An 18819-nucleotide genomic window follows, 5' to 3' on the forward strand; every position below is an offset into this window, starting at 1 on the left:
TCTTATTTTTCTAATTATACAGATTTTTCTCTTAAGAATTTATTAAACATTTCCATGACCAATGCATGGGCAATTGCTTGCGTAAAACGATATATATACCAGGGTAAAGATGGGTAAAAATCGTGAATAGCAGCTACGACAGACTGCTCGTGTGGAGAAATACGAAATTCCAATCGAGCATTGGCAAATACAGGTTTCTTAACTAAAAATCCTCCCCTAATATAAAACAATTGCCGATCGAGAGAACTCCGATCAAACGAATGAAATAATGTTAATAAAGTTAAGCCAAATAATTTAAAATGAATATATTCACCATCTATTTTTGATCTAATAAAAAAGAATAAAAACTTTGGTAACCATTTCGTATATTCTTGTGCAACATCTATTGCATTCCAACCACTCGGTAAAGATAAACGTTGAACAGATCGAACGTTATTTTCCAAAAAATTAGAATTTTGTTGCTTAACTGAATTATCTTGAATCTCTTTTTCTTTGGCAATGGCTTTTTCAAGTGATTTTCTCAATGAGATTGGATTAGGTATATATTTCTGGAATAATTTTATATTTTTTGGAATCATATTATATTTTAAACTATCTACTAATGGAGAAACAATTTCAAAATACTGACCAGTGATGAGCACAACCCAAAATTTTGAAAGATATAAAGTTGAAATGGAAATGGGGAAAATATAGCGTTTTAATCCCATTACTCTCGCAGTTAAATGCATAAATTCAATATAAGTTATTTTTTCTGGACCATAGGCATCGATAGTTTCATTGTATGTTTCCTTATTTGCGATACAGAGAGAAATCATTCTTACAATATCTTCCACATCGACTGGATAAGAATATGAATTTGCCCAACTTGGGCAAATCATAACTTTCAAACGTTTCACGAGCGAATATACCATTTTAAATGAAGTACTCCCTGCACCAATTATAATTGCCGCACGTATTCTTGTGAGAGGCACACCTGAACAACTTAAAATTGTTTCAACTTCTTCTCGACTTTTTAAATGACGAGATAACATAACCTCATCGTGAGGAATAATACCACCCAGATATATTATTTGCTTTACCTGACATTTTTTGGCTGATTTTGCCACATTATCTGCAATTATAAGGTCAAGATCTTCAAACTTAGCTTGGGTTAACCTTGTCCCTTTATTCATCGAATGCACTAAATAAATTAGAACATCTGCTCCTTTCAAAGCCTCTTCTGTTTCTCTTAAATTATATAAATCACATTTCACCCATTGAATATCATCACTTTTGGTTTCTTTACGACTCAGTGCCTTAAGTGTATATTTATCTGCTAGTTCTGCAATTAAATTCTTACCTATGAATCCCGTTGCTCCAGCTATAACAATGATTGGTTTTTCAGTCATATTTTTTCCTAAAATTTAAAAGAACATCTTGCTAAATTTTAGGGGGAGTCCTCACATGGGTCAAGCCACCATCGACATGAAGAATCTGCCCAGTTATAAAAGAACTTTTTGGACTTAATAAATATGAAATAGCTTCTGCTACGTCTGTTGGCTCTCCAATTCTTTTGATAGCATTCATTGCAGAAGTTGCTCGCACAACCATATCATTTTTAACTAAATGCACAGACATTTTTGTATTTATCAATGAAGGTGCAACACAATTCACTCTTATTCCAGAATTTGCATATGTCATACTTAAACTCCTTACGAGTGATTCTACCGCGCCTTTAGCTGCAGAAATGGCTTCATGGTTAGTTAAACCAACTTCAGCAGCAACAGATGAGATGAGAACAATTGAACCATATTTTTGCTTTTGCATGATCGGCAAAATAGATTTTAATGAGTAAAATATACTATTTAAATTCAACTCAAATGTATTTTTCCATTCCTCAATTGAAGTTTGATGAAGTGGTTTTATAATAATTGAACCGATGAGGTGAACATATTCATGGATTGCTCCTATTTTTTCATAAATGGTCTCTACCGTTGACTTTACTTCATCGGGTTGTGTCGCATCTGCTGAAAAAATCTCTACATTATTTATTTCTTCACGCTTATTTCGAACTAAGCCAATTACTTTTTTTTCATTTCCTTCAATTCTTATGAGTTCTTGAGCAATTGTTGAATAGCATCCGTTTATAAGTAATACATTTTTTTCATCTATAGACATATTTTCTACCTTTATTATAAAAAAATTTTATGTTTTTGGTTTTGCTACAATTATCTGTACCCCAAGGCTTAAAAAATTTTCTAAGATAAAAAATGGGGTAGTCAAAACTTTTAAAAATAAATACGAAAAAAATTTATTCTCAAAGTTAATTTTAGTTATTTTATTTTTATGCATTACTTTTTCTTGTCTGCCCAACCACCAAAGAGTAAATGCATCAAGCGTTCCGTACCTATAATATTGTATAATTTCCCAATTTGCTTTGCTTACTGCATTTATAAGTGTTTTTTTATTAAACACAACTGTATGACGAGGTGTATGATATCCTGCCCAAAATCCTTTTTGAATCTTTACAAAAAATGAATCATAATTAGGCACTTCGACTATGAGAATACCATCTGACATAATTTTTTCTCTTAAATTTTTAAGAACAAGGATTGGATCGTATTCATGTTCTAAAACGTGCCAAAGAGTTATAATATTGAATTTATCTTTTTCATCAATTTTATCGAAAGAACCTTTGATCAATTTAATATTTTTTAATTTACTTTCAGGGATTTTATCCCAGCCTTGAGAAGACAAATCTAAGCCAAAACACTGAGCTTTTGTTTTCGTTTGCGTCATTAGCAAAAAAGTTGGATTGCCACATCCATAATCAAGAATTTTAGAAGATTTATTTATATTTGGATAAAATTTTTTTATGTAAGAATATTTTTTTAAATCAAGTCTATATTGCCCAAAGTCAACAAGCTTTGAAAACCTTCCCCAAGCTTTGCTACCCAAGTGAGGCAAATATTTTTTATGATAAAACTCTTCCATCGCAATTTCGCTAGGCGGATTTTTCAAAAATACAAGTGTGCAATCATAACACTGAAAAAAATTGTAAGATCTATTATTATTTTGCAATTGCACGTAACTTTTCTGCAATAAGGATGTTTTGAATGAAAAGCAATGTGGACATTTAGTTGTTTCTTGATAATAATTCATATTACCATTTTCGATATTTAAATTAAAATGCAAAGCGTTCATTTAAAATTTTAAAATTCCAATCCATGGTAACATACATGATAATAAGATTTATACAATTCGAATCATTTTTTTTCTGCCTAAAACAAGGACAATTTCTCATTCCATCTCGGTATATGAAATTCACTTAGACATAAGCTTGAAAATTGTATAAAGAAAAAATAAAATGCACTTTAAGAAAACAAAATCTGTTAAATTTCGTAATTATTATGGAATATAAAAATGGATGAAAATTTAATCAAAAGCTCCTCAATAAAAAATTATAATAATAGTAGCTTTGCGTGTGCTGACAGATTTTTACGATAACTACCTACCTCAATCACCTTTAACAAGTGAGCTCAAAATAATAAAAGATGTAATAAATTCGCTTTATAATATTGACAATAAAGAATTAAAGGTACAAAAATTATCAATACAATGATCTTTTCCCTTTTGCTAATATGCAAGAACATATCGAGAGTGTGCTATATAAATATTCATTACAATTCTTCCCTGAAGTTGAACATAACAGAAATTTCTTCCAGCATCTTTAGGGAGGTAGAAATTCAAAAAATAAATGAAATTAATTTTTATTTAAATAATAATATTTAATAAAAATAAAAAAAATATCTAATTAACTCAAACAAAATAAACTGTAAAACTTTATATATTTTTTAAGTCATATTTAAACTCTAAATTTATAATATTATATATAATAATTTTTATAATTACCTTCTATAAAATTAAATAATTATAAAATCTTGACAAGAAATTTTTTTATGATAATTTTTCAAAACATTTTTTACTTTGACAATACTTTTTATTTTTAATAAAATTGGAGAATATATGGATAAATTAATAATAGAAAAAACTATAGAATTAAAGCAAAAATCAATTGAAAACCTAATACAAAAAGGTACATTAGCACTCATTGTAGAGAATTTTTATGCTCCCGAACTATGTGATTCACTCTATAATAAACTCAGAGTAGATAAAAATTCAGAAATATATACTCATGAAACGATAGAAAACAATAAATTAGTCCTGCAAAACTATGGAGTCAATCGTATTGGGATACCTTTTAATTTAACTTATAATACGACTGATGAAGAGATTATAAATTCATATTACCGCGAAGCTCAAGTAGCCAGAGAAAGATTAAGAAAACATTGCTACCCTGCATTTACTCCTATCGATAAATTACGTTTAAATTTAGATGAAGTTTTTGTTCCTGGCGCTACCGTTGCGCATTTTCAAAATAAAAAAATGTTGACAGGAATTGGAAGAATAAGTTCAGAATCACTTTCATACTTATCTGAACTTCAACCGCATTTTGATGCTCTTCCTTTAAAGTATGCCGCATTCGATAAACAATTAGCAGCGAATATCTATCTCAACACCCCTGAAGAGGGGGGTGAACTTGAATTGTGGAATTCTCCCGATTTAACACCTTTATCTCAAGTTCCAAAAAACTGGCGCGACGAATTACCTCCATCTATTAAAATAAAACCCAAAAAAGGTGACCTCATTATATTTAACTGTAGAAAGCCTCACGCTATTTGCGCATTTAAAGGTAAAGAAAGAATAACAATGCAAGTATTTATTGGCTATAAAGACGGCATGCCACTCATGCTATGGAATTAAAAATTGCTTTAGGAGTTTTACATATGGAACAAGATTTTAAAAAAGCTTTAAATATTATTTCTGATTGGATTCTAGAATATAGCACCCTGAAAGATAACTTACCTGTTTCGCCTAAAATAAAATTTGGAGATATCTATAAACAAATTCCAAAAAGTCCACCAGAAAACCCAGAGAGCTTTGCCACGCTCTTTGCTGATTTCAAACAAATGATTCTTCCTGGCTTAATGCACTGGCAAAGCAATAAGTTTTTTGGGCTTTTTCCAAGTACAACCAGCCCTCCCTCTGTTCTCGCCGAAATGCTTATTGCAACTTTAAATGTTCAATGTATGAACTGGACAGCATCCCCAGCGGCAACCGAACTTGAGATCAGCGTTATGGAATGGTTGAGAGATCTTATTGGCTTACCTAAAGATTTCACAGGCGTCCTCCAAGACTCTGCTTCAAGTTCAACTTTAATTGCCACACTGATCGCACGTGAAAAAGCAACTGATTATGCCAGCAATTTAAAAGGCACAGGAATAGCTCCTCTCGTTGCCTATTGCTCAAGTGAAGCTCATTTTTCTATTGAGAAAGGCATTAAAATAGCTGGAATTGGCAGTCAAAATTTAAGAAAAATACCCACCTGTGAAAATCAGAAAATGAACACTGATATTCTTCTTTCCAGTATTGAAGAAGATATCAAAAATGGTTTTAAACCCTTTTTAGTGGTTGCTGCTCTTGGAACCACAGGCTCAACCGCAATCGATGACTTAGAAAAAATATCCGCAATTACAAAAAAATATAATTTATGGTTCCATATCGATGCCGCCTATGCGGGGGCAGCACTTATTCTTCCAGAAATAAGAGATCTAGCAAAAGGATATGAACTTGCTGATAGTCTTGTGTTTAATCCGCATAAATGGCTCTTAACTTCATTTGAATGCTCTGCATTTTTCCTAAAAGAAAAGAACAATTTAGTCAAAACATTTTCAGTTAAAACACCTGAATATTTGAAAGAAACTCATCATGCGGAGAATACAAATTTTAGCGATTGGAGTCTTGGTCTTGGCAGACGCTTCCGTGCACTCAAGCTTTGGTTCGTTATCCGCTGGTATGGAACAGATAAATTACGAGAAATAATAAGGAATCATATCTCTCTTGGGCAAAAAATGGAGAATTGGATAGCAGACAATGCCGAATACGAAATACTCACCCAAAGAAATTTTAATCTCATTTGTTTTCGTCTTCGTTCTTCAGACGAAGTAAATTTAAAAATTATTGATCATATTAACGCATCTGGAAAATTCTTTTTAGGCCATACGAAAATAAATAATCAAGTCGCTATCCGTATTGTATTTGGGCAAATTGATATTCAAGAAGATCATTTAAGAGCATTTTGGAATGAAATCCAAGAAGTTGCTGAAAAATTAAAAGAGGAAATGTAATATGAAAGATTCAGATTACCGCTTTTGTTTATTAAATGATGACTATTTTATGCAAGCAAAATCTTGTTTAATTAAAGTTTTTATTAAAAATGAACCAATGGGCAAGCATTTAAAACTCAGTGAGCATGAATTAACAGAATTTGTCGAAGGATTATTAATACATGCTTTCCCGCAAAAACTGTCATGGATAGCAATCGATAAATCTACAGAAAAGCTTGTTGCAGTAAGAGTTTTAACAGATGCATTTAACGATTATTCTCCAAGTATTCGTTCATCAGAGAATTTTAAAATTATTTTTAACTTTCTAGAATCACTTTACATAAACCACGAGCATATTTTACAGGTGAAAAAAGCAACCTTGCTCCACACATGGATGACCGCTGTGAAAGAAGAACACCATCAAAAAGGATTATTAAAAGCACTTTTTAAACATGGAGCTCATTGGGCTAAAAAACAAGGATTTCAGCACTGCATAGGTGAGGCAACCAATATACATAATCTTAATTTCCTAAAAAAATACACCCAATTTTCAGAGTTGAACTCAATTGAATACAAAAAATTTGCGTACAACAATTCCTATCCTTTTCAAAATCTGGAAGAACATTTTGAGGGAGCTTTATATTATTACCCCTTAGAATATTTTCCAGAAGTTGAGAAAGATATTTTTGCTATAAATTAGCAATCTTCTTTTAATAAATCATAAACAGTATTTAAAATACCATTCAATCTTTTCTTAGAAGAGTTAAAGCCAGCTAAAATATAAATTACATTTCCTAAAGGCCGGATAGCTATATCAAGATCTTGCAATTTTTCGACGATAGATCTCGCCCGTTTCGATGCGTATCCGCTTTCTGCATCCAAAAGTTCAACAGCAAAAATACTGCCAAAAGCAAAAACTCCGGCTACTGATTCAAGGCAAGATATTTTTTCTACTTGGGCATAATTCCATAAATTACAAATTGTTTCTCTTTCAGGACAGTAATGCAAAGAAGCTTGGATTTCATCGATGGCCTCCAATGCCACAGCACAACCAACGGGTGTCGCTGTATAAGAATGTCCGTGTAAAAGCGCTGTAGACAAGTCGTCACCTAAAAAACAAGAAAAATACTCTTCACTCGCTAAAGTAACAGACATAGGCAGTAAACCGCCCGTTAAGAGTTTTGCATAGCACGCTATATCTGGATTTATGTTCAATAATTGTGCTGCTGTTATTTTACCAAGACGCCAAAAGCCAGTGAATACCTCATCAATAATGACAGGTATATTTCTTTTTTGACATGCAGATACGAGCTGTTTTTGAAAGAGAGGATCAACGAGCTTCATACCGCCAGCCCCTTGGATAATAGGCTCAATCAGCAGCGCACCAATTGAAATATTTTCTGCAGCTATACTTTCTAATTGAGTTTGAATATAGGAAGAATAAATTTCAGATAAATGAGTTTTTTGTCGCTCATCATCGAAAAATGATCCCAGAGATTGGAATGGCATCGTAAAAGTAGATTCAACAGAAATTGCCTTCGGAAGGCTCACAATGTATTTTTTATTTTTGAGTGATATACACGGATAATCTAACCAAATTCCTTTTGGTGTATACCAATGTTCATTGTTTTTAAATATATTTGGATTTGTTGCATTCATGGAGGCATTGGTATCGCCATGGTATGAATCTTTTAAACCTATAACGAAAACTTCGATTTTTTTATTGTCATTAGGCAGTCCGATAGATTTTCTAAATGCAATTTTTAAAGCAATTTCAACCGCACTCGAACCATTATCTGAATAGAAAACCCGATTCGCCCATCCTTTACCAACAGTATTGATTAATTTATGAGTGAGTTTAGCTACGGGTTCATGGACATTTCCAGGAAACATAACGTGTCCATATCGACCTGCCGCATGCACTGCTGCTTGTGCCAACTTTACTGACCCATGGCCAATACCCTGCGTCCACCAACTTGCAGATGCATCATAAGAAATTTGCGATAATAAATTATTATTACCTTCTTGTTGTAATTTTAAAAAATGTATATTGTCATTAAAAGCACTTTCTATATATTTAGCACCCTTTATATTTTTATGCTGTGTAAATGGCCACCAAATATGCTTATTTGCAATATCTATATACTCGTCAATGACTTGAATTCTACTCAAATGATAGTTTGAAAGAAAACTAAATACAGTTAGAAATTCATTTAAATTAATATCGAACCAATTTTCAAGATCTTGTGAATTTTTCTCACTTTGCCTATTGTTCTCAATATTTTGTAGACTTTTTAGCTCAAAAACAGGGTACTTTTCATTATAATATTTCTTTAGAAATTGCGCATTCTCATGTTCCCCTGAAAAAAGAAGAATACATGTAACATTGTAGCCCCGGCTTTCAAGCAATGAAATTGAACTTATTGTGCATGAAATTCCACCTAATTTTGCATCAGCAATAAAAATAACAGGCAATCTTAGCGGGCGATAAAAATCACATTGAAGTTTGCCTGATAAGGATGGCGAAGCAACCCCTCCCGCACCTTCAATTAAGATAAAATGCGCTTGATTTTGTTTAATTTCATCGTTTATAATATTTAAAATTTTCTCTTCAAAATTTTCTAAGAATAAGTCTCCGGATAATGCACGATGGGGTGAGACCGGTTCCGATAATGAAAAAAGAGTTTTTGCATTCACTATTTCAGATGGATTGTATTTTTTTACGAATGACGAATCAGAATCTTTTGGAAAACCAGTTTGAATTGGTTTTATATAAAGCGTTTTAACATGCTCATGCGCTGCCGCTGAACAAAGACCTGCGGAAAATAAAGTTTTACCTATATCAGTATTTGCACCCATAACATAAAATGCAGGATATTTTGTTAACATAATTCTTCCTTAAAAAACTTAGAATATATTCTCAAATAAATCATCTATATCTTTTTTTGAATGATCGCTTCTTAATATAACTCTTAACCTTGCTGTCCCACGCGGGACAGAGGGAGGACGAATTTCTTTGACTAAAATTCCTCGCTCTAATAAAGATTGAACCATTTTTAGCACAACGGCATTGTCACCTACAATCAAAGGAATTATATGAGAACAATGATTATTTAACTCATATATATTCTGACATATTTTATTTTTGTGTAATAAAGATATTCTATTTTTAAAATAATTTATATTTCCATATAATTTATCTCTTTTTAATTGACCCTCTTCACTAAATATAATTTTAAGTGATTGAAGTAAAGCACCAACTGCAAATGGTGTAGCTGCAGTTGAATATATTAAAGCTTTAGATTTTTGCATAACTCTCTGCTTTAATGCAGAATAATCGGTTGCAATAAAACCACCAGAAACCCCTAATGCTTTTCCACAACCAGCAACGATAGCAATCACATATTTCTTTAAAAAATAATTTGCAGCTAAATAACTCCCTGATGGCAAGACACCAATTGAATGAGTTTCATCAATAATTATAAAGGCATTGTACTTTGCACAAATCTCTGCCAATTCTGTCGCAGAAAAAACATCTCCGTCCATTGAAAATAGAGATTCTATCACAATAATTTTTGCGCTTGCAGATGAATTTTTCAATTTTTGCGCTAAATTTTTAAAATCCATATGGCGAAAAATCGTCGTTGGTATTTTAGCATTACGAAAACCCAAATAAATACTGGCATGACAGCGATGATCAACAAATAATTCTTGCGATATTATATTTTCCTCAAAAGAATATGGAGAAATAGCATCAAATAATGCTAAATTCGCCATAAATCCGGAAGAAAAATACAGTGAATGTTCTAATCTAAGACATTTAGAAAAATAATTCTCTAATTCAAGAAGATTCGCATCGGTTTCTATTACCATCCTCGAAGAACCCGAGCCTGCCCCATTATCTTGAGCAGCTTGATAGCCAGCGTCTATAACCCGAGGATCAAAGCGCATACCTAAGTAATCATTTGTCGAAAAATCAATATTAATCTTTTGTTCACTTTTGTTTTTATAATAGCGAATTGGTTTTCTATAATTATGCTGATCTATTAAGGCAGAGTTCGTACTCTGCCATATTTTATTTAAATACTCAGTTGACATATTCTTTTTCATTTAAAAGATTGAGCGGCTTTGTGACATCATCGATAAGTTTATTATCGAATGAATAACCCGGAAGCGGAGAAGTTAATAAAATATCACCGCTGAAAATAGAGTTAGCGCCCGCTGCTAAGCATAAAATTTGTGCTTCTCTGCTCAAATTCATTCTTCCTGCAGAAAGACGTAATCGTGCTTTGGGAATAAGAATACGAGCCACAGCAATGGTTCTGACAAAATCAAGAACATCGACATCCTCTTGATTCTCTAAGGGAGTTCCATCAAATTTAACTAGGAAATTGATAGGAATACTTTCTGGCTGCGGGTCCATTGTTGCTAAAAAAGCGACGAGTTTCATTCTATCCTCAGAACTTTCTCCCATTCCTAATATACCACCACAACAGATATTTATATCATTTCTTCTCAAATTTCTGAGTGTTTCAACCCGATCTTTAAATTTTCTTGTCGTAATTATTTTTGAATAATAATCTTTTGATGTATCGACATTATGATTGTAATAATCCAAACCCGCTTCTTTTAATTTTCGACTTTGCTCATCGTTTAGCAATCCTAATGTGACACACGCTTCCATCCCAAGCGCTTTGACTTCACGAATAGCTTCAAGAACGCGATCAAACTGCTCACCTCTTGGCGGCTTTCTCCAGGCAGCCCCCATGCAAAAGCGCTCTGCACCATTTTCTTTTGCAACCTTTGCCTTTTCAACGATATCTTGAACTTCCATCAATGGATGCTTTTTAATATCTGTTTCATAACGTGCACTTTGTGGGCAATAGGAACAATCTTCTGGACAAGATCCTGTCTTAATCGAGAGCAAAGCGCTGCGTTGAATATCTGCTTCTGGCCAATGTTCCTTATGAACAAGGGCTGCATCTTGCAACAATTGTAAAAAGGGTTTTTTATACAATTCTATTGCTTTTAAGTATAACTCTTCATTATATTCTTCACTAATCAGTTCTTTGGCATCGCTCGAACAGAATTCTTGTTGAATATTTTCTCTTTTATCTTGTTCTAAATGCTGCATTTCTTATCTCCTCTAAAAATTATCGCCAAAAAGAACTGGAGATAGTCTTACATTCGAGAATGAAATCTGTAAAGCAAATAGAACAAAGCCTAAAGGAATATGAGTATTATGCAATTTTTTTGGGAAAATGGAAATCAGAAGAAAAGTGATAGAATCACTTTTCTTTAACTTCAATAAGACAAGTCATATTCAAAACATTTTTAGCACTCTCAAACTTAAGATTTGCTAAGTGAAATAGTTTTTCAAACTCAGAAAAAGTTCTTTCTTTCCCTTCTGTCAAAAGAAGCATTGCAAAATCCATTGTCCTTGCCAATAAAGGTTCAATTGAACTTTCTAAAGCTGCCTCAATTAAATAAATTTTACCACTTTCATTTAATGCCTTTCGACAATTTGTTAATATTTGCACTGCTTTTTCATCATTCCAATTGTGAATAATATTTGAAAGCACAATACAATCTACTTTGAAAGGCAGTGGCTTAAAAAAATCTCCCGAAATAAGCTCTACCCTATTTTTATATTGAAAGTCTTCCATTTCTTTCATAGCGCTGTCAATAACACTTTTCTGATCGAATAATATTCCGTGCAAATGCGCATTCTGAGTGATCATATTTCTAATAGAAGCTCCTGAACCACCACCAACATCTGCAATCGATTTAACAGTGCTTAAATCCATCTCGTACAAAGCATTTTTATTTAGATTTTCAGACAAATCTCGCATTGCAAGATTAAATGTCGTCGCTCTCTCAGGATATTTATTAAAGTATGAATAAAGAGATTCATTATGCGTGCATTCAAAAGCACTTTTTTCTGATCTAAGAGCTTTATCAATATTTTCTGCAGCTTTGTAAAATTCGGTACTCCAAAGGTTTGTTAAATTAGCATAATTCCCTTTTTTATTAGGAAGAAATCTTTCACCCATCCGAGTTAAATAAAAATTTTTATCACTTGTTTCTTTTATCAAATTAATATTTTCAAGACATTTTAAAAGGCGGTAGAGTCTACTCGGTATAAAATCATTTTTCTTAGCTAAAGAATTGAGTTCGTTTATTCCATCTTCCAAATGTGTAAACAGATCATATTTAACAGCTAACTGAATGCAATTGAAGTTAATATTCGCAGAAAGAAGTGCATTTATTTTCAAATCATCATTTGCATTAAACATATCAAAAAAGTTTTGTGAATTATTTTTCATAAAAATCTCCTTTATATGATGTTGATCAGTTGACATCAAAAATATATTTCATTTTTTCATAATGTAAAGTATTTTTTTATATTTTTATTTGTAACTTTAGAACTTTATACACAAAAAGGAAGATATCATTATTCGATTTCTAAGCACCAATCAAGCATTTGTTTTATATGATAACTTTCTAAAAATGGATTCGCAATTATAAATCGCAGAAAAAATCCATTTTCATCCTGAGAATAATTAATCATTGCTAAATTTTTATCGATTAATTTATTTCTTACAATTTTTGACCAATTAAAATTACTATATTTTTTATTTGGAGGATTGATTTTAACACAAAGATTTAAATATTCTGGAGAATGTAATAATTCCAAACGGTCTTTTTCTTTTATATACTCCAATACTTCATTACGAATTTTATAAAGTCTATCTACAAAATCACCTAAACCTCTCGTTCCAACACTTTTCCAAATAGACCAAAAACTTAAAAACTCACCTTTCCGTCCACATTGCCAAGTCATTTGGCCTTTATCAATACCATTTGCATTTTGATGAAATAAATAATCACAATTGTCGACATCATTTGCATCTTTTAAAATATTGACATGACGAGTTAAAAAGAAACTACTTGTTAAATTTGCACCAAGCAATTTATGCGCATCAAATGTTATAGAGTCTGCTAAAGAAATTCCATCCATAAGTTTTCTAGTATTTTTCGAAAAGAGAACAGGTGCACCCCAAGCCGCATCCACATGCAACCAGATTTTATATTTCTGAGAAATTTTTGCAATTTCATCGATTTGGTCAAATGCGCCATAAACAGTCGTTCCTGCAGTGGCACAGATCAACAATGGTATTTCATTATTTGCAAGGACTATTTGAATGGCATTTTCAAGCGCTGATGCTTTCATTTTCTTAAATTCATCAATATCTATCTTAACTAAATTCTCTGTCCCAATACCAAGTATAACGCAGGCTTTTTCAAACGAATAATGCGATTCTTTAGAAACAAAAAGCTTAAATTTTTTATTTCCTATCCCTATCTTCTTAATATTGGGATCTATCTTGTGTCTAGCACAATGCACTGCCATTAAATTCGCGGCACTTCCACCAGGCACAGTAATACCATTTTGCTGATCACTTTCCCATGCAAATAACTTACAGATATTCCTAATAAGTTCTTCTTCAATATAATTTAAAATAGGACTTGCTTCATACGTTGCAAGAGTGGTTTTCATTTGCGCCAGCAAATTTGCAGATATAAGCATTTCTGGTAATATGCCTGAAAAAAGTTGATTCATAAAATATGGTGAATGAGTCGTAATTGAATTATCACGAATAAGATTTAATGCAGATAAAAGTTTTTCCCATTTTATTGATTCTGAATCAATATCTAATTCTTTAAAATCTAAATTCTTAGAAGAAAATATTTTCTGCTCTAAAGAAATAGGATTTTCAGTTCTTCCAAAACTTGGAATATAGATATGCAACGTTTTACCTGTTTTACTTAAACATTTGAGCTCATGCTTTGCCCCGATTGGAGTCGTAGTTGATTGACCTGTTTCTAAAATATTTATTTCTGTTTTTAATCCTAAATTAATAGTATCTTGAAATGTTCCTTTCTCAACATAAATAAAACATGAACTCCATTCATGATGATGCATTGAAGTTACACATTCATCAGTCCATTCACAAGTAACAATTTCAAAGTAATTTGCTCTTAAAGTAACAGTTCTTTTATAGCTAAGCTTAGGATATTCAAGCATAAAACACCTCAAATAATCTCATTTTTTCCTAAGCAATTTAAGAATATTTATGAGCTCCGCTTTTTTTAAGTAAATAAGTAAGGCTGAACAAATAGAAACAATAATTGCCAGTGTAAATAATAATCCTGAATCATTTTGCACTATGATTCCTAAAATAAATATATGACTCAAAATTGCGCCTGCCATAATACCAAGACTCATGATAGCACCAAATAATTGAGTTTTAGGAATAAGCAAAATAATGGCAGCTATAAGCTCAACAACTCCAGCAAAAATTCTTCCCCATGGTTCAACTTTTAAAGTTGAGAAAATAAAAACAGATTCTGGTGATCCTGTAAATTTAAAATAAAGAGTTTGAAGTAATATGATCGCTGGAACCACTCTTAATAATAATATAATAAATTTCATCTTTATTCCTTTTCATTCCTTACTTTCGGCCAATTTTCATCCGCTTTTTTAATCTGACCTGGTTCATCTTTTAGCCAATCTGTTTTAGCATTTCCTCTCCAACCTTTATAAAATAAAAATAATCTATCATTCGTAATTTTATAGTTTTCAGGGTGAATATCAAATTTATATCCATCAGCTACAGCCGTTGCACACCAACCTTCATATTCTGGAGTATATTTTTTTGGATTTTTTAAAAATTCTATTTTATTTTCGCTAGTTGAAAAAAGATAAGTAATACCATTTATATTGACTTTTATTTCTGGTTTACCTTTGATTGGTTTAGATCCTTTAAAATACGACACAGGATCATAACCTTTTAATATTACACCATCCTTAATATTAGCAGTTAAACTCTCTTCTAAATTAGCTGCTGAATTCTTTTCTAAATTAGCTGTAGATTCAGCATAAGAAATAGAATTGAATGCAGACAATATAATTATTATAAATATTTTCATAATAAATCCTTTATTTGTGAAAAATATATTTTATATTATCATTATGAATGATAGTAACTCTCATTCAAGTTGGCACCTTATCATCAAGAAAATGGAAGTCAATGAAAAGATTGTTGAGCAACAAAGATCCATGTTATACCAAATAAAAACATGTAATATTAGAGGAATAATTTAATTTTTACTTGAGATTTTCAAAAATTTACTGTAAAAAACCGGCTCCATTCTTTAACTGTATATAACCAAAAAATATGAATATATGACTAAAAATAATTAAATTAAAGATATAACACAAAATAATTTAGATATAAGTCAAGATGAACAATAACATTAATAAAACCATAAATAACATTAATAAAACCATAAATAAAATCATAATTATAAAGAAATATCCTGTATCGTTTGAAAAATAATATTTATACAACTCAAGACTATCAATTGCTGAAACTTTTTAGATTGTAACGTTATATAATCTTTTATATTTCTTTCTTTTAAGTAAGAAATATAAAAGATGGTCTATTCAGGAATAAATAATCAATTTTATAGAAAAATATTTAAAAATCAAGAAATTGAAAAGAAAAATGATTTTACCATTATAATCATCACTCACTTTAATCAGGGCTTGCAATAATGAATTCAGTGCAGTATCAAAATTCACATTCATTATGTGCCTAATAATTAGGATCCATTACATGATGATAAAAAATAAATTAAATTTCTTAAAAGAAGTATTTATGAATATTAAAAACTTTTGCAATAATAAAGCGGTATTTATATTATGCATTCAATAAATTTTACAGATAAAATATTTAATATTGACATATTCGCATGTTTTATTATTCTCATAATAAGCATTTGTCTTTTTAAGATTATAAAATATTTATACTCTTATTGGAATAGAAAATATTTTTTCTATTCCTTTAAAAAGTGGATTTATTTTGAATTTTGGCCCGCTTGGTTTTTTTATATACCAATAATCCCTATTTATATCTATTTATCTATAAAATATAAAAATATATTTATTCCATTTTATGCAAATCCTGAAATATTAAATGGGGGCTTGATAGGTGAATCAAAATGGGATTTTTTAAAGCACCTAAGAAAAAATGAGTTTTATTGTTTACCTGCCTATAAAACTGAAAGACCAATTAACAAAAACCTTATTCTCAAAATTCTTAAATCAAAAAATCTGAACTATCCTTTTATTCTCAAACCAGATATTGGCCAGCGTGGTTATGCTGTTCGTGTTATACATAATATTGATGAACTAATGAATTATGTTAATCAGGCAAATTTCTCTATTATTCTGCAAAAAAAAAGCCAATATGAGAATGAAGCTGGAATTTTTTATTATAGATATCCAAATGAAAAGTTTGGAAAAATATTTTCAATTACCGATAAAAAATTTCCGTTTGTTGTCGGAGATGGGAAAACAAAACTCGGTCAATTAATATTAAATGATAAGCGAGCGCAAATCATTGCCTCAGTCTATTTCAAAAGATTTAAGGAAAAATTATTTCTTACTCCTGAAAAAAATCAAATAATCCCACTTTCAGAATGCGGCAATCACTGCCAAGGTGCTATTTTTTTAAATGGGCAGAACCTTAAAACTGATAAACTTGAAAAGGCGATCGATGATATTGCTAAAACGATTCCACACTTCTACTTCGGCCGCCTCGATATAAGATATAAATCAAAACAATCCCTTATGAATGGCATGGATTTTGAAATTATTGAAGTCAATGGCGCAGGATCAGAAGCAACGCATATTTGGGACGCACAAACAAAATTAAAGGATGCTTATCAAGTTCTATTTACTCAATGGAAAATCTTGTTTAAAATTGGCTATAAAGTTAAAAATCTGGAAGAAATAAAAGCAAATATTAATTTAAAAATATTTTTACAAGAGTGTTATAAAACTTTTTTCCGAAAAGGTAATTTTATAATTTCATCCTAAAAACAGTAATTTATGGAGATATAGAGTGGAATTTGATAAAAAGAAATTGAGTGATAAATTTTCTGAATTTTTTGAGGAAAATTTATCAAATTATAGCCCATATTTAAATATTGAAATTAAGACAGAAAAATACACTTTAAGTACAGCTAATTCTCAAAAAGACTTAATTGACATATTTAAATTAAGATATATGGTATTTTACAAGGAAAATGGTATCATAAGCAATATTAATTTTGATATTGATGAGTTTGATTCCGTTTGTGATCATCTCATAATTCGCTCAAATAGCACTAATGATATATGTGGTACATATAGAATTATAACAAATGACAAATCACCCAAGTTTTATTCATCAACTGAGTTCGAATTATCTGATTTTCACAAAATTAATGGTAAAAAATTGGAGTTAGGGCGCGCATGTATAAATCCAATTCATAGAAATAGCACACTAAAAGATTTATTATGGAAAGGTATTATATTATATAGCCATAAAATTAAGGCGGATATTATTTTTGGCTGTAGCAGTGTCTATACCAACTCGTTTGCTGTTGCACACGGCTTACTCGATTTATTCAAAGAAAAAAATGTATATTCTGCAGACTTAATAGTAGCCCCATTAGAACATTATAGACTGCAAAAAATAGTGGATGAAGAAAAGTTTGATCGAACACACTATCAAAATTATCTTCCGCCATTGTTAAGAGGATATATTTTGGCAGGAGCAAAAGTTTATGGAGAACCGGCAATGGATAAAAGTTTTAAATGTATCGATTTTTTTACCATGCTTTACTTAAAAGACCTAACTCCTCTTTTTAAAAATAGATACATGAGAAATCTATAAAATATATGTTTAGTATTTTAAGAATTATTTTTAAATTATTTTTATTTTTAATAACTATTAGCATATATTTCTGCATAACTATAGTTTACTTCACTCTTTCAGGATGTAGTATTGCAAAATCCAGAAAATTTTTGATATTTATAATTTCATTTTTATCAAATTGGTTCTTGTTTTTTTTAAATATTCGCGTCAATATAAAAAATAAAAATGATAAAGAAACAGAGCATTATTTAATAGTTTGTAATCATTTATCATACCTCGACATCATAATTATCAACAAATGTATCAAAAGCTGTTTCGTGACTTCTTTAGAAATCAAAAAAACACCTTTTTTAGGCTGGATTTGTAGACTAGGTGGCTGCCTATTTGTCAATAGAAAAAATTTCCATAGACTAAATGAAGAAATTACCAGCATTTCTTCTGTGATTAAAAGTGGTCTCAATGTGACTTTTTTTCCAGAAGCAACAAGCACAGATGGAAAAGAGATAAGAGTTTTTAAAAAACCACTTTTCCAATCTGCGATCCTTGCACAATCGCCTATCTTGCCTCTCTGCATAAATTATTTAAAAATCAATGGTGAAGATATAAATATCACAAATAAAGATAAAATTTTTTGGTATGGAGATATGCGCTTTTTTAGCCATCTGCTAAAATTATTTTCCTGCAAAAGTATTTTAGTTGAAGTCAAGTTCTTAGATAGAATAGATAATCGACCTGAATTGACTAAGGCCCTCTTAGCTGAAGAGAGCTATAAAGTTATTGAAGAGAATTTTAAACCAATTACTTAGAAAAATTAATAATTTACATTTTAATAAAATTTGTTA

16 protein-coding genes are annotated in these 18819 nt (G+C 30.8%); 6 read left to right on the forward strand and 10 right to left on the reverse strand.

Annotated features, from left to right (window positions below):
• Positions 1-14: 14 nt before the first annotated feature.
• From EZS29_RS12590 to EZS29_RS12600, 3 genes are read right to left on the reverse strand one after another with little or no spacing between them, the layout of a single operon-like run.
• Positions 15-1388 carry an NAD(P)H-binding protein gene (locus EZS29_RS12590; RefSeq protein WP_130611298.1) on the reverse strand — a complete coding sequence of 458 codons (1374 nt, stop codon included), beginning with the start codon at positions 1386-1388 and terminating at the stop codon, positions 15-17.
• Between the two features lie 31 nt (positions 1389-1419).
• Positions 1420-2157 (reverse strand): SDR family NAD(P)-dependent oxidoreductase, encoded by a 738-nt coding sequence (locus EZS29_RS12595; RefSeq protein WP_130611301.1) that lies wholly within the window; start codon positions 2155-2157, stop codon positions 1420-1422.
• Positions 2158-2184: 27 nt separating this feature from the next.
• Positions 2185-3183 carry a class I SAM-dependent methyltransferase gene (locus EZS29_RS12600; protein ID WP_130611304.1) on the reverse strand — a complete coding sequence of 333 codons (999 nt, stop codon included), beginning with the start codon at positions 3181-3183 and terminating at the stop codon, positions 2185-2187.
• An 822-nt stretch (positions 3184-4005) separates the two neighbouring features.
• On the opposite strand from EZS29_RS12600, the gene EZS29_RS12605 reads away from it, so the two are divergent.
• From EZS29_RS12605 to EZS29_RS12615, 3 genes are read left to right on the forward strand one after another with little or no spacing between them, the layout of a single operon-like run.
• Entirely contained in the window at positions 4006-4803 is a 798-nt protein-coding gene (locus EZS29_RS12605) for a 2OG-Fe(II) oxygenase (RefSeq protein WP_130611306.1), read from the forward strand.
• A gap of 23 nt (positions 4804-4826) precedes the next feature.
• Complete coding sequence (locus EZS29_RS12610) at positions 4827-6227, forward strand: pyridoxal phosphate-dependent decarboxylase family protein (protein WP_172603939.1); 1401 nt, start codon at positions 4827-4829, stop codon at positions 6225-6227.
• A gap of 1 nt (position 6228) precedes the next feature.
• Positions 6229-6906, forward strand: a complete 678-nt coding sequence (locus tag EZS29_RS12615) for a GNAT family N-acetyltransferase (protein WP_130611312.1) — start codon at positions 6229-6231, stop codon at positions 6904-6906.
• Here the strand turns inward: EZS29_RS12615 and EZS29_RS12620 are convergent.
• The 7 genes from EZS29_RS12620 to EZS29_RS12650 all read right to left on the reverse strand — a co-directional run bounded on the left by EZS29_RS12620 (position 6903) and on the right by EZS29_RS12650 (position 15200).
• A complete protein-coding gene (locus tag EZS29_RS12620; RefSeq protein WP_130611315.1) occupies positions 6903-9095 on the reverse strand; it encodes an aminotransferase class III-fold pyridoxal phosphate-dependent enzyme in 2193 nt (730 codons plus the stop codon). The two genes, EZS29_RS12615 and EZS29_RS12620, sit on opposite strands and share 4 nt — an antisense overlap.
• Before the next feature lie 18 nt (positions 9096-9113).
• Positions 9114-10304, reverse strand: a complete 1191-nt coding sequence (locus EZS29_RS12625; protein ID WP_172603940.1) for an aminotransferase class I/II-fold pyridoxal phosphate-dependent enzyme — start codon at positions 10302-10304, stop codon at positions 9114-9116.
• The gene (bioB, locus tag EZS29_RS12630; RefSeq protein ID WP_130611321.1) at positions 10294-11340 is read right to left on the reverse strand and encodes a biotin synthase BioB; all 1047 of its coding nucleotides are present in this window, start codon (positions 11338-11340) and stop codon (positions 10294-10296) included. The genes EZS29_RS12625 and bioB overlap by 11 nt, the downstream gene beginning before the upstream one ends.
• Before the next feature lie 154 nt (positions 11341-11494).
• Positions 11495-12532, reverse strand: a complete 1038-nt coding sequence (locus tag EZS29_RS12635) for a methyltransferase (RefSeq protein ID WP_172603941.1) — start codon at positions 12530-12532, stop codon at positions 11495-11497.
• A 128-nt stretch (positions 12533-12660) separates the two neighbouring features.
• On the reverse strand, positions 12661-14295 hold the full coding sequence (locus EZS29_RS12640; protein ID WP_130611327.1) for a pyridoxal-dependent decarboxylase: 1635 nt from the start codon (positions 14293-14295) through the stop codon (positions 12661-12663).
• A gap of 18 nt (positions 14296-14313) precedes the next feature.
• Positions 14314-14703 (reverse strand): DoxX family protein, encoded by a 390-nt coding sequence (locus tag EZS29_RS12645; RefSeq protein ID WP_130611330.1) that lies wholly within the window; start codon positions 14701-14703, stop codon positions 14314-14316.
• 2 nt (positions 14704-14705) lie between these two features.
• On the reverse strand, positions 14706-15200 hold the full coding sequence (locus EZS29_RS12650; RefSeq protein WP_130611333.1) for a YHS domain-containing (seleno)protein: 495 nt from the start codon (positions 15198-15200) through the stop codon (positions 14706-14708).
• A gap of 775 nt (positions 15201-15975) precedes the next feature.
• On the opposite strand from EZS29_RS12650, the gene EZS29_RS12655 reads away from it, so the two are divergent.
• Genes EZS29_RS12655 through EZS29_RS12665 form a run of 3 tightly spaced genes read left to right on the forward strand, consistent with a single transcriptional unit; the run spans position 15976 to position 18783 of the window.
• On the forward strand, positions 15976-17154 hold the full coding sequence (locus EZS29_RS12655) for an ATP-grasp domain-containing protein (protein WP_130611337.1): 1179 nt from the start codon (positions 15976-15978) through the stop codon (positions 17152-17154).
• Positions 17155-17179: 25 nt separating this feature from the next.
• Entirely contained in the window at positions 17180-17995 is an 816-nt protein-coding gene (locus tag EZS29_RS12660; RefSeq protein WP_130611340.1) for a GNAT family N-acetyltransferase, read from the forward strand.
• 5 nt (positions 17996-18000) lie between these two features.
• Complete coding sequence (locus tag EZS29_RS12665) at positions 18001-18783, forward strand: lysophospholipid acyltransferase family protein (RefSeq protein ID WP_130611343.1); 783 nt, start codon at positions 18001-18003, stop codon at positions 18781-18783.
• Positions 18784-18819: the final 36 nt, after the last annotated feature.

It is taken from the genome of Fluviispira sanaruensis (genome assembly GCF_004295685.1).
Lineage (GTDB): Bacteria > Bdellovibrionota_B > Oligoflexia > Silvanigrellales > Silvanigrellaceae > Silvanigrella > Silvanigrella sanaruensis.